Source organism: Achromobacter sp. MYb9 (assembly GCF_002975275.1).
In the GTDB taxonomy this organism is placed as follows: Bacteria; Pseudomonadota; Gammaproteobacteria; order Burkholderiales; family Burkholderiaceae_B; genus Achromobacter.
Genome location: NZ_PCOQ01000005.1, coordinates 233,758 through 246,433, shown reverse-complemented (window position 1 = coordinate 246,433; position 12,676 = coordinate 233,758). Strand labels below are relative to the sequence as shown.

The window sequence follows — 12,676 nt, the reverse complement described above, 5'->3', positions numbered from 1 at the left end:
ATGAAACTCCCCAATGCCCTTCGCCCTGCTGCTATCGGCAAGTTCGCAGTGACGGCCGTCGTCGTCGCCGCCGCCGCTTACGCCGGCTGGCAGCTCTGGGTGCACTATGAAGTCGAACCCTGGACGCGGGATGGCCGCGTCAAGGCCTATGTGGTTCAGGTGGCGCCCGACGTCTCGGGCCTGGTGACGAGCGTGCCCGTGCACGACAACCAGGACGTGAAGGCGGGCGACCTGCTGTTTGAAATCGACCGCGCGCGTTTCCAGCTGGCGTTCGACCAGGCCCAGGCCTCGGTGCGTTCGCAGCAGGTCGCGCACGACCAGGCCTTGCGCGACGCCAAGCGCAACCGCTCGCTGGGCCAACTGGTGGCGGCCGAAGCCGTCGAACAGAGCCAGACCAAGGTACAGCAGACCGAAGCCGCGCTGGCCCAGGCTCAAGTGCAATTGAATACCGCCCGCCTGAATCTGGAACGCAGCCGCGTGGTGGCGGCCAGCGACGGCCGCGTCACGAATCTGGACCTGCGCGCCGGGTCCTACGCCTCGGCCGGCCGCGGCGTCATGGCGCTGGTGGATGCCGGGTCTTTCTACGTGGAAGGCTACTTCGAAGAAACCAAGCTGCCCGGCATCCACGAAGGCGACCCCGTCACGGTGACGCTGATGGGCGATTCGCGCCGCATCAGCGGCCACGTGGAAAGCATCGCCATGGGCATTGCCGACCGCGACCGCAGCACGGGCGCCAACCTGCTGCCCAACGTGAACCCCACGTTCAACTGGGTGCGCCTGGCGCAACGCATCCCGGTCCGCGTGAAGATCGACGACGTGCCCGACGGCGTGCGCCTGGTCGCCGGCCAGACCGCCACCGTTTCGGTGGATCCGAAGCCGGCGCAAACGGCGCAGGCGGCGGCAGACGCCGGTTAGCCGACCTGACTTCGCCATTCCGCGCGCCCTTTCCGACTTTCAACCCCATCATTCAACGCCAAGCCGTACCTGCCATGAACACCAAACACCTCCTGCCGCTGATGCTGGCCCTTGCGCTGGCCGGATGCACCACCGTGGGCCCTGATTATCAGGTGCCCGCCGGTTCGGTCGTGCAGCGGCCGGCCGCCCAGGGCGCCTTCGTCGAAGCGCAGGCCGGGGTGTTCCAGCAGGAAGCCGTGTCGGGTCACTGGTGGCGTCTGTACAACGACCCGGTGCTGGACGGCCTGGTCGAAAAGGCCCTGTCGGCAAACACGGACCTGCGCGTGGCCAGCGCCAATCTGGAACGCGCGCAAGCCGCCGTGCAGGAATCCCAGGCGCAGCAGCAACCCACGATCGGCGTCAACGCGTCGCCTACCTTTGGCCACGTGTCGGGCTTGCAGGAACTGCAGCCGGGCGTCGACCCACCCAGCCGCTGGTCGTACTCGACCGGCGCAAGCGTGTCGTACCAGTTGGACCTGTTTGGCCAGATCCGCCGTGCCATCGAAGCCGCCAGCGGCGACGCGCAAGCCGCGCAGGCCGCCTACGACGCCACCCGCGTCACCGTGGCGGCCGAGACCGCGCGCGCCTATGCCAACCTGTGCTCGGCCGGCATGCAGCTGGCATCGGCCCAGCATTCGGTGCAGGTGCAGAAGGAATCGCTGAACGCGGTCAGCCGGCTGCAGCGAGCCGGACGCGGCACCACGCTGGATGTGACCCGCGCCCGCAGCCAGCTGGAACAACTGCAGGCCAACCTGCCGCCCTTCCAGTCGCAGCAGCGCACCGCGCTGTATCGCCTGGCCGCGCTGACAGGGCAGACGCCTAGCGAAATCCCGTCGTCGCTGCTGCAATGCGCCGCCGCGCCGCGGCTGACCGCCACCATTCCCGTGGGCGACGGCGCCGCGTTGCTGCGTCGCCGCCCCGACATCCGCCAGGCCGAGCGGACACTGGCCGCCAGCACGGCGCGCATCGGCGTGGCCACGGCCGACCTGTATCCGAAGATCACGCTGGGCCTGTCCGGCGCATCGGGCGGCCCGGCCTCCATGTTCGGCGACCGCGGCACCTTCGGCTGGAGCGTGGGTCCGCTGATCTCATGGACCATCCCGAATACCGGCGCGGTGCAGGCCCGCATCGCCGAAGCCGAGGCCAACACCAAGGCCGCGGTGGCGCGCTTTGACGCCACGGTGCTGAATGCGCTGCGGGAAACCGAAAGCGCGCTGGTCGTCTACGCGCGCCAACTGGATCGCGACGCCTCGTTGCGCGCCGCCCGCGACCAAAGCGCCGAAGCCGCCTCGCAAGCGCGCCGGCTGTTCCAGTACGGCAAGACCGATTACCTGACGGTGCTTGACGCCGAACGCACGCTGGCCGCCAACGAAAGCGCGCTGGCGGCCTCGCAGGCCGAACTCAGCAGCGACCAGATCGCCGTCTTCCTGGCGTTGGGCGGCGGCTGGGAGAAGTAGCCCGCAAGCAGCGTGATGCCCCCAAGGCGCCCTACCCGGGCGCTTTTTTTTCGTCCTGCCGCGGCCATTCAGAAGCGCGCGCAGTGAGGGTCCGGGCGCGATGCCGATCGTGATTCGCAAGGCCTCATTAAATCTATTTCCATAATATGGATGAATCATTGCCCTACCGCTTTTCGCGCCCGTAGAATCATTTGCATAGATATAACAACACAGAGACAAGCAAGGTCGGCCTGCACTTTGCCTTTTAATTTCCCCCATCAGTCATTCCTATAACCATAAATCCACAATATGGAATCACAAGCAACCGTCATCGACGCCCGTGTGCTCGACAGCATCACCAAGCTGGGTAGCGCGGACGCTGGCCGGGTGGTGATCGCCGGGTCCCACGGCGGACGCTACGCCGCCTATTGCGCAGCGCGCGGCGGGGTCCGGGCGGTGATCCTGAACGACGCCGGCGTGGGGCTGCGGCAAGCCGGCATTGCCGGCCTGTCCGATCTGCAAGGCTGGGGCGTGCCCGCCGCCGCCGCCGGCTATCAAAGCTGCCGCATCGGCGACGGCGCGGACATGCTGCGCCACGGCGTCATCAGTCACGCCAACGTACTGGCGCAGGCGCTGGGCTGCGTGCCGGGCATGCGCGTGGCCGAGGCCGCCGCGCGGCTGGCCCTGTCGGTGGCCATCTACCCGCCCCCCACGTTGCTGGACGAATCGCGCATGGTGTTGCGGGCGGCGGCCGACGGCACGCCGCAAGTCATCGGCGCGGATTCCGTATCGCTGCTGGATCAACGCGACGATGGCCTGATCGCTGTCACGGCATCGCACGGCGAACGCCTGGCCGGCCTGCAAACCGACGGCGTCAAGGCCACGCCCCGGCTGGTCACCTTCAACGACGCCGGCCTGGGCCGTGACGGCGCGGGCATCGGCCGGCTGCCGCTGTTGCAGCAGCGTGGCATCGCCGCGCTGACCGTGTCGGCCCATAGCGCCTGCATCGGCGACGCGCGGTCCTGCTACGACGAAGGCGTGATCTCGTCAGCCAACGCGCGCGCCCGCGATCTGGGCGGCCGCGTGGGCGCCCCACTGAAAACCTTTATCGATGCCCTGCTCAACGGGCGCGCCAACACTTAGGAGCACACCTCGCATGTCGGAAAAACTGGAAATCACGGGTGGCGAAGCCATCGCGCGCATGTTCGCCGCGCACGATGTCGGCTTGATGTTCGGCATGGGCGGCTTTCAGCTGCTGCCGTTCTACGACGCCGTGCGTCGCCTGAACCTGAACCACCACCTGATCAACGACGAGCGCTGCGCCGTGTTCGCGGCCGACGCCTACACCAAGGTCAGCGGCCGGCCCGGCGTGTGCGACGCCACGCTGGGGCCGGGCGCCACGAATCTGGTCACCGGTCTGGCCGAAGCCTTCAACGCCGGCACGCCGCTGGTGGCGCTGGTGGGCGATTCGCACCGCCTGCATTCCTGGAAGAACATGACGCAGGAAGCGCGCCAGCTGGAAGTGCTGCGGCCGGTGGTGAAAGACGTGCTGCGCATCGAGATGATCGAGCGCATTCCGGAACTGGTGCGGCGCGCCTTCGCCGTCGCCACCAGCGGACGCCCCGGCCCCGTGGTGCTGGACGTGCCCGAAGACATCGCGCATGCGGTCCACGCCTTTGACGCCGACGCGTTCTTCGCCAGCGCCAACACCCGCCGCGCCCCGGCGCTGCGCTGCCGGCCCGACGCGGATGACCTGGCCCAAGCCGCCAGCATGCTGGCCGGCGCCGCGCGGCCCTTGATGTTGTGCGGCGGCGGCGTGCACATCAGCGACGCCGCGTCGGCGGTGCAGGCCTTCGCGCAGCGCTTCAACATCCCGGTGGCGCACACCATGAGCGGCAAGGGCGCCATCGCATGCAGCGACCCGCTTAACGCGGGTTTGTTCGGCCGCTACAGCCGCATCGCCAACGACTTCATCGCCAAGGCCGATTGCCTGTTCGTGGTGGGCTGCAAGCTGGGCGAAGTGGCCACGCGCCGCTACGAGCTCTTGAGCGCGGGCGCGCCCGTCATTCATCTGGACATCGTGGCCGAGGAATTCGACCGCACGACCACGCCCGCCCTGCGCCTGTGGGGCGACGCCCGCGCCACGCTGCAAGAGCTGGCCGAGCGCATGGCCGAACAACCGCTGCAAACCGACCGCCAGGCCTACGCGGACGAAGTCGGCCGGGCGATGCACACGTGGCGCGAATCCGTGCAGGGCAAGCTGACGTCGCCGGATAGCCCCATCGGCATGGCGCGGCTGATGCACGAGATCAACGCGACGCTGCCCGAAGACGGCATCCTGGTGGCGGACGGCGGCTTTGCCGCGCACTGGGGCGGCCTGTTGTTCGACACCAAGCGCGCCGGGCGCGGCTTCGTGCCGGACCGCGGCTTTGCCTCCATCGGCTACGGCATCCCCGGCGCGATCGGGGCCGCCGCCGCCGCGCCGGGCCGGCAAGTTGTCAGCCTGACGGGGGACGGCGGCTGCAATATGTCGCTGGGCGAATTGGAAACGGCGGTGCGCATGGGCCTGGCGTTCACGCTGGTGGTCGTGAACAACGCGGCGTCGGGCTATATCAAGGCGCTTCAGCATCTGATGTACGGCAGCGGCAGCTATCAATCGTCGGACCTTGCGGAAACCAACTACGCCAATGTGGCGCGCGCGCTGGGCTGCAACGGCATCCGCGTGGAAGACCCCGCCGACATCCAGGCGGCGTTGGCCAGCGCGTACGCCTGCAAGGACCGCCCCACCATTCTGGACGTCGTGGTGACGCGCGACCCGGCGCACATGTTGCCGGGGGTGGACAGCCGCGCGGCGAAGATCAAGCCTGGAGACCGCATCGCGTGACCTTCGGCCGGGGCACATAGCGAAAACAATGGCCGGGACAAGGCCAGGCATCCCACCAACGCTGGACGCACAACAATATCAAGCAAGGAGACAACATCATGAAAAGAAGAACCTGGATCACCCTGGCGGCCGCGGCCCTTGCCGTCTCGCTGTCGGGCGCGGCCGCCGCGCAGTCCAATTACCCCGATCGCCCCGTGCGGCTCATCGTGCCCTTCCCGCCCGGTGGCACGTCCGACGTGGTGGGCCGCATCTTCGCCGAAGCGCTGGGCAAGCAGTTGGGCCAGCCGGTGGTGGTGGAAAACCGGGGCGGCGCGGGCGGCACGGTGGGCACGCGCGCGGTGGCTTCCGCCGCGCCCGACGGTTACACGCTGCTGCTGGGCACGTCCAGCACCAACGGCACCAACTCGGCCGTGTACCAGAACCTGCCCTACGACGCCGTCAAGGATTTCACCCCCGTCACGCAGATCATCCGCGTGCCGGGCGTGATCGTCGTCAACAAGAACTTTCCGGCCAAGGACTACGCGCAGTTCTTCGCGTTGATCAAAGGCGCGCCGGGCAAGTATTCGTATGCATCGTCGGGCAACGGCGGCGCCACGCACATGGCCATGGAGTACTACAAATCGCTGTCGGGCCTGGACATGATGCATGTGCCGTATCGCGGCACGGGGCCGGCGTTGAACGACGTCATCGCCGGGCAGGTGCCGATACTGTGGGACACCGCCGCCTCCTCCATGGCGCACATCCAGTCGGGCAACCTGCGGGCCATCGTGGTGGCGGCCAAGGCGCGCCTGCCGCAACTGCCCGACGTGCCCACCTTCGCCGAAGTGGGCCTGCCGGATTACGACGCCGAAATGTGGAACGGCCTGCTGGCGCCCGCCGGCCTGCCCAAGGACGTGTTGGCCAAGCTGAACGACGCGTCGCGCAAGGCGCTGGCCGACCCCGACGTACAGGCCAAGTACGCGGGCGTGGGCGCCTATGTGGTGGCGGACAAGCCGGATGCCTTCGGCGCGATGATCCAGGCGGACGTGTCCAAGTGGAAGAAGGTGGCTGACTTCGCCCACATCTCGGTGCAATGACATGGGACAGCGCGTCAAGGACAAGGTAGCGCTGGTGTTCGGTGCGGGGTCGTCGGGGCCGGGCTGGGGCAACGGCAAGGCGGCGGCCGCCCTCTATGCGCGCGAAGGGGCGCGGGTGTACGCGGTGGACGTGCGGGCGGAGGCGGCCCAGGAAACCGAACGCATCATCCAGGCCGAAGGCGGGCAGTGTCGCGCGCTGGTGGCCGACGTGACGCAATCGGCGCAGATCCAGGCCGTGGTGGCGCGGGTGCTGGACGAGGCCGGCCGCATCGACATCCTGCACAACAATGTGGGCATCACGGAAATGGGGGATCCCATTGAAGCGACCGAGGAAAGCTGGCACCGCGTGCTGGACACCAACCTGACCGGCGTGTTCCTCACCTGCAAGCACGTGCTGCCGGCGATGCTGGCGCAAGGCGGCGGCTGCATCGTCAACATCTCGTCGCTGGCCTCGATTCAGGTCAACACCTATCCATACACGTCCTACTACGCGGCCAAGGCTGGCCTGAACCACCTGACCCGGTCGCTGGCGGTGCGCTACGCGCCGGACAATATCCGGGCCAACGCGGTGCTGCCCGGCGTGATTGATACGCCGTTGATCTACCAGCAGATCGCCGGCCAGTTCCAGGATGTGGAGGAAATGCGCCGCCGCCGCAACGCCGCCAGCCCGATGGGCCGGATGGGCGACGCCTGGGACGTGGCGCATGCCGCGCTGTTCCTGGCCAGCGACGAGGCCAAGTACATCACCGGCGTCTGCTTGCCGGTCGATGGCGGCAAGGCCTGCGCAGGGCGCTAGCCGGGGGTGTAGCTACGGCTACGGCTACGACTGCGGTCAGGGACGCGGCAGCAAATCGGCCGACAGTTCGGACGCGGCGCGCTGCAACGCGGCCACCACATCATGCAGCCGCGCACCCGACAGCCGCGAACGGATTGCCGCCACGCTCAGCGCCGCCACCACGTTCTGTTCGCGGTCGAATACCGGCACGCCCACGCCCAGCATGTCGGGGATGATGCGCCCCGGGTTCAGCGCATAGCCCTGCTTGCGGGCGGCGGCGATGTCGTCGCGCAGCATGTCGGGGGATGGCAGGTCGGGCGCGGTGGTGGCGTCATAACGGGCCAGCACGCGATCAATATCGTCATTGGGCAAAAACGCCAGCAACGCCAGGCTGCCCGCCCCCACGCCCAATGGCCGCCGGTGGCCCACTTCCAGCGTCAGGATCTTGATGGGAAAGTCGCCCGTCTTGCGGTCCACGCACACGGCTTCGTGGCCCGAACGCACCGATAGAAAACTGGTGTCCCCCGTGGATTGCGCCAGCCGCAGCACGGCCGATTCGGCGATGGCCTTGATGCCATGGCGGCTTTCGGCAGCCAGGCCCAGGATGTACGACTCGCGTCCCAGGCTGTAGGTCTTGAGCTTGGGGTTCAGCGACAGGAAACCTTCTTGCAGCAGCGCCGACAGCATGCGGTGCGCGGTGGGTGGCGTCAGGCCGATGTCACGCACGACATCGCTCAGCCCCACGCCACGCGCGGGCGCAGCGCCCACGTATTTCAACAGGCGCAGCACACGAAAAATGCTTTGCGCGCCGCCCACGGAGTCGGCGGCGCGCGGCGGGACGGGCACGGAAGAACGCGCGGTGCTCATCGTGCGATCAATGCAGCGTGGCGCCGTCGGGCGGTGTCTGGTTCAGGCCCAGCGCCGCTTCCCAGGCGCGCAGCGGCACGCAGGTCTGCAAACGCACGATGGCGCGCTGGACCAGCGCCGGATGCAGTTCGTGGCCGACGTGGCTGGCGATATCGATGGTGGAATCGCCATGCAGTTCTTCCAGCCGGGCCTGCGCGGCCTGGATGTGGGCCGCGCTCATGACCGGATCATCGGCGCCGTGCAGCAGATGGATGGTCGTGTATTGAGGCGCGGTCTTGGGCAATTGCGCGTAGCGGCCGGAAAACGCAATCACACGCCCCGCCATGCCATCGTGGGCCTGCACCAATTCCAGCGCCATGATGGCGCCCTGCGAAAAGCCGGCCAGCGCGGTGTCGGATTGCAGCAGGCTGAAGCGGGCCTGCGCCTGGCGCACATAGGCTTCCAGGGGAGGCATGGCCCGGGCCACACGCTCGGGACGGTTGTCTTCGGTCACGCCGCGCACCGAAAACCACTGCCGCCCCGTCGCGCCGCCGTCGAAAGGCTCGAACCCTTCGGGCACCAGCACCGCCGCCGTCGGAAACGCCGCGCGCACCGCTTCGGCCATGGGCCGCAGGTTTTCGGGCGAACCGCCCACACCGTGCAGCAAGATGAACAACTGGCGCACGTCGACGCCGGGTTCGGGAAGAAATTCAAGAGAACTGGAAGACGCCATGAGACTGCTCCGTGCTGGCATAAGGCCGTTGGGCTACGCCCTGATGACAGCATTGTAAAATGCGCGGCTTAACGCGGACGACCCATTGGCGTCAAGCCGGACTGCGGCCGCAACGGCCCTTTTTCACCCCTGTAATGCAAACACCGACCACCGACTCGGGCGCCACGCCTGCGAGCCAGAATCAGCTGCACCGCGTGCTCAAGGCGCGCCACCTCACGATGATAGCGCTGGGCGGAGCCATCGGCACCGGCCTGTTCGTCGCCTCTGGCGCGGCGATCGCCCAAGCCGGTCCGGGTGGCGCCCTGATGGTTTACCTGGTGATCGGCCTGATGGTCTATTTCATCATGACCAGCCTGGGCGAACTGGCCACCTTCATGCCCGTGTCGGGTTCGTTCTGCACCTATGCGTCGCGTTATGTGGACCCGGGCTTCGGCTTCGCGCTGGGGTGGAATTTCTGGGTCAGTTGGGCCACGGTGGTTGCCGTGGACGTGGTGGCCGCCCAATTGGTCATGGCGTACTGGCTGCCGGACACGCCAGGCTGGATATGGAGCGTCGCCTTCCTGGCGCTGACCTTCGGGCTGAACGCGTTTTCCGCCCGCAGCTTTGGCGAAGCCGAATACTGGTTCGCCATCATCAAGGTCGTTGCCGTCCTGTGCTTCATCGCGGTGGGGCTGGGCATGCTGGTGGGCATCATCCATAGCGGCGATCCGGTGGGCCTTGCCAACTGGGCAGTCGGCGACGCGCCCTTCGTGGGCAATGCGGCCACCTGGGTCGGCGTAGCGATGGTGGTGGCCTATTCCTTCCAAGGCACGGAACTGGTGGGCGTGGCCGCGGGCGAATCCGAAAATCCCCGCCGCAACGTGCCGCGCGCCATCAATAATGTGTTCTGGCGCATTCTGCTGTTCTATGTGCTGGCCATCCTGATCATTGGCCTGCTGGTCCCGTACACCGACCCGCAACTGCTGCGCAACGAGGTCGAGGACATCGCCGTCAGCCCCTTCACGCTGGTGTTCCAGCACGCGGGGCTGCTGTCTGCCGCCACGGTGATGAACGCCGTGATCCTGACGTCCGTGCTGTCGGCGGGTAATTCAGGCATGTACGCCGCCACGCGCATGCTGTTCAACATGGCCGCCGAGGGCCAAGCGCCGGCCGTCTTCAAGCGCCTGACCGCCAACGGCGTGCCGCTGTATGCGTTGCTGGCCACCACGGCGCTGGCTTGCCTGTGCCTGTTCAGCGTGGTGTATAGCCCGAAGGCCGTCTATATCTGGTTGCTGAATTTTGCCGGCATGACGGAATTCATCGTATGGCTGAGCATCGCGGTCAGCCACTACCGGTTCCGCCAGGGCTACGTGAAGCATGGCTACGACACGGCCGACCTGCCCTACAAGGCCGGTCTGTTCCCGTTCGGCCCGCTGCTGGCCTTCGTGCTGTGCCTGGTGGTGACGCTGGGCCAAAACTACCAGGCCTTCCTGGAAGAACGCATCGACTGGATCGGAGTGGTTTCAACCTACCTGGCCATTCCGCTGTTCCTGGCGTTGTGGATCGGCCACCGCGTGGTGAAGCGGTCGCGTTGGGTCAGGTACGGGGACATGCGCTTCTACGGGCTGGACCTGGACGCCGGCGCCGCGCGGCCCACGGCGGCGCCTGACCGCGCGGCGCGGGGGTAGCGCCAAGTCAGGGGGCTTCGCGCGCTAAAAAGGGGGCGCAACGCATGCCCGACACCGCGGTGCACCGCGATGCCGGGCGGCGTCAAAGGCGGCTACAATACTGTATATTCATACAGTCATTCCAACCATCTCAGGTTACCCGCCCACCCCTTTTTGGCTTATTGAACTGGCCAACTGAACCGGCCAACCCCGCCATGCAGTCCCCTGAACGTATCCATCCCGCGTTGTGGCGCGCCACCCAGATGGCCAAAGGCGCCGCCCGCAACCTGCCCACCGGGCACGCCGCGCTTTCCGCGCAGTTGCCGGATGGCGGCTGGCCGCTGGGTTCGCTGATCGAGCTGCTGACTCCACACCCCGGCATCGGCGAAATCCGCCTGCTGCGCCCGGCGCTGGCCCAACTGGAAACACGCCGGCCCATCGCCCTGGTGCAGCCGCCGCACGCCCCGCACATCGCCAGCTGGATGAGCTGGCGGCTGGATCCCCGGCAACTGCTATGGGTCGCGCCGCAAAAGCCCGTCGACACGCTGTGGGCCACGGAACAGATACTAAAGAACGGCAGTTGCGGCGCCCTGATCTGCTGGCTGCCCCACGTTCGCCCCGAATCCCTGCGCCGCCTGCATCTGGCGGCCCAGGCCAGCGACTTGCTCTTCATCGCCGTGCGCCCGGCCAGCGCGGCGCAGCACGCCACGCCCGCCCCCTTGCGGCTGGCGCTTGCGCCCGCGCCGGGCGGGTTGTCCGTCCATATTCTGAAACGCCGGGGACCGGTCTGCGACACGCCGCTGCATGTTGCCCTGGAGCCCGGCGTCCTTACGCCTTCTTCCCCCCGCCATGCGCCTTTGGATCGCCGTATTCCTGCGCTGCCTGCCGCTGGACGCACTACGCCCGCACTGGCCGCTTGAGGAGCAGGCGTTCGCCGTCCTGGACCAGGAACGCGTCGCCGCCCTTACTCCCGCCGCCCGACAGGCAGGCGTCAAGGCGGGCATGCGCCGCGCCGGCGCGGCGGCCATCGCCCCCCAGGTCGACCTGCTGCCGCGCCAGCCCCAAACCGAAGCCGACGCCCTGCTGGGCGCGGCGCTGGCCTTGCTGCAATACACCCCTGAAGTCGCCCTGGTCGGCAACGACACCGTGCTACTGAACGTGGGCGCCAGCCTGATGTTCTTTCGCGGACCGCGCGCACTTAGCCAGCGCATCCGCGCCACCTTGCAGGCCCTGGACCTGCGCGTGGCGCTGGGCATGGCTCCTACCGCCATGGGCGCCTGGCTGCTGGCGCACCACCCCGGCCGCCGCATGCCCCGGCGCACGTTGACGCTGCCCACGCTGACGCGCCGGCTGGACGCGCTGCCGCTGGCGCTGCTGCCTCAGGCGCAGGCCCGCCGAGACTGGCTGGACGACATCGGCTGCCACACCCTGGCAGACCTGCGCGCCCTGCCGCGCGCCGGCCTGCAACGTCGCAGCACGCCCGAACTGCTGCAGGCCCTGGACGCCGCCTATGGCCAGACGCCGGAGCTCTACCGCTGGATCGAACCGCCCCACCAGTTTTCGCGGCGCCTGGAACTCACGGACTATGTCGAACACACCGACGCCGTGCTGGCGGTGGCCCGCCGGCTGGCCGAACAACTGGGCGGCTGGCTGACCGCCCGGCAGTTGGCCGTGCGGCGCGTGGTGCTCAGCATGGAACACGAACGCGGCCGTCACGCCCGCCCGCCCACCGAACTCGAGCTGGCGCTGGCGCAGCCCGTCTGGCAGGCGCCGCAACTGTTGCACCTGCTGCGCGAAAAACTGAACCACTTCACCCTGGAAGCGCCCGTCATCGCGGTGGCGCTGCAAGCGCCTGACACGGTAGAGCAGCCTGCCGCCAGCACCACCCTGTTCCCCGAACCCGGCGGCACGGCGGCCGACCACGCCCGGCTGCTGGACCTGCTGGTGGCACGGCTGGGCCGCGACCAGGTGCGCCACGCGCAGCCCGCCGCCGACCACCGCCCCGAAGCCGCCAATGCCTGGGGCGACGCGCTGGCGCCTCCCCAAGCCCCCACGCCCTTGCCCACCTTGCTGGACCGCCCGTTCTGGCTGCTGGAAACGCCGCTGCCCTTGAAGCTGTCCGGCCATCGTCCGCAATACGGCGGCCAGGCGCTGCGGCTGATGCGCGGCCCCGAGCGCATCGAAAGCGGCTGGTGGGACCCCGCCCTGACCGTGCGCGACTACTTCGTCGCCGAAGACGCCGCCGCCGCGCGCTACTGGATCTACCGCGAACGCGACGCCGAGCACGCGCGCTGGTTCCTGCACGGGCTGTACGCCTGAAGCCGTC

The 12,676-nt window shown here is 68.1% G+C and carries 11 protein-coding genes; 9 read left to right on the top strand and 2 right to left on the bottom strand.

From position 1 onward, the window contains the following. From CQ050_RS10835 to CQ050_RS10810, 6 genes are all read left to right on the top strand, one after another. A complete protein-coding gene (locus tag CQ050_RS10835) occupies positions 1–915 on the top strand; it encodes an HlyD family secretion protein (RefSeq protein WP_105556824.1) in 915 nt (304 codons plus the stop codon). A 74-nt stretch (positions 916–989) separates the two neighbouring features. Further along, positions 990–2,411 (top strand): efflux transporter outer membrane subunit, encoded by a 1,422-nt coding sequence (locus CQ050_RS10830; RefSeq protein WP_105556823.1) that lies wholly within the window; start codon positions 990–992, stop codon positions 2,409–2,411. A gap of 288 nt (positions 2,412–2,699) precedes the next feature. Then, positions 2,700–3,533, top strand: coding sequence for a hypothetical protein (locus CQ050_RS10825; protein WP_105556822.1), 834 nt, complete (start codon positions 2,700–2,702; stop codon positions 3,531–3,533). 13 nt (positions 3,534–3,546) lie between these two features. Beyond that, positions 3,547–5,274: a thiamine pyrophosphate-binding protein gene (locus tag CQ050_RS10820; RefSeq protein ID WP_105556821.1), complete on the top strand. Its 1,728-nt coding sequence runs from the start codon at positions 3,547–3,549 to the stop codon at positions 5,272–5,274. 98 nt (positions 5,275–5,372) lie between these two features. After that, positions 5,373–6,350: a tripartite tricarboxylate transporter substrate binding protein gene (locus CQ050_RS10815; protein ID WP_105556820.1), complete on the top strand. Its 978-nt coding sequence runs from the start codon at positions 5,373–5,375 to the stop codon at positions 6,348–6,350. A gap of 1 nt (position 6,351) precedes the next feature. Next, entirely contained in the window at positions 6,352–7,146 is a 795-nt protein-coding gene (locus CQ050_RS10810) for an SDR family NAD(P)-dependent oxidoreductase (protein ID WP_105556819.1), read from the top strand. A 36-nt stretch (positions 7,147–7,182) separates the two neighbouring features. Here CQ050_RS10810 and CQ050_RS10805 read toward each other — a convergent pair whose 3' ends face one another. Together CQ050_RS10805 and ypfH are read right to left on the bottom strand one after the other, a co-directional pair. Continuing rightward, complete coding sequence (locus CQ050_RS10805) at positions 7,183–7,992, bottom strand: IclR family transcriptional regulator (protein WP_105556818.1); 810 nt, start codon at positions 7,990–7,992, stop codon at positions 7,183–7,185. Positions 7,993–7,999: 7 nt separating this feature from the next. Then, complete coding sequence (gene ypfH, locus CQ050_RS10800; protein WP_105556817.1) at positions 8,000–8,704, bottom strand: esterase; 705 nt, start codon at positions 8,702–8,704, stop codon at positions 8,000–8,002. A gap of 134 nt (positions 8,705–8,838) precedes the next feature. Between ypfH and CQ050_RS10795 the strand changes: the two genes are divergently transcribed. The 3 genes from CQ050_RS10795 to CQ050_RS10785 all read left to right on the top strand — a co-directional run bounded on the left by CQ050_RS10795 (position 8,839) and on the right by CQ050_RS10785 (position 12,669). Then, positions 8,839–10,371: an amino acid permease gene (locus CQ050_RS10795; RefSeq protein ID WP_105556816.1), complete on the top strand. Its 1,533-nt coding sequence runs from the start codon at positions 8,839–8,841 to the stop codon at positions 10,369–10,371. 194 nt (positions 10,372–10,565) lie between these two features. Then, the gene (gene imuA, locus CQ050_RS10790) at positions 10,566–11,270 is read left to right on the top strand and encodes a translesion DNA synthesis-associated protein ImuA (RefSeq protein ID WP_105556815.1); all 705 of its coding nucleotides are present in this window, start codon (positions 10,566–10,568) and stop codon (positions 11,268–11,270) included. After that, on the top strand, positions 11,200–12,669 hold the full coding sequence (locus CQ050_RS10785; protein ID WP_105556814.1) for a DNA polymerase Y family protein: 1,470 nt from the start codon (positions 11,200–11,202) through the stop codon (positions 12,667–12,669). Before imuA ends, CQ050_RS10785 begins: the two co-directional genes overlap by 71 nt. The last annotated feature ends 7 nt before the right edge of the window (positions 12,670–12,676 follow it).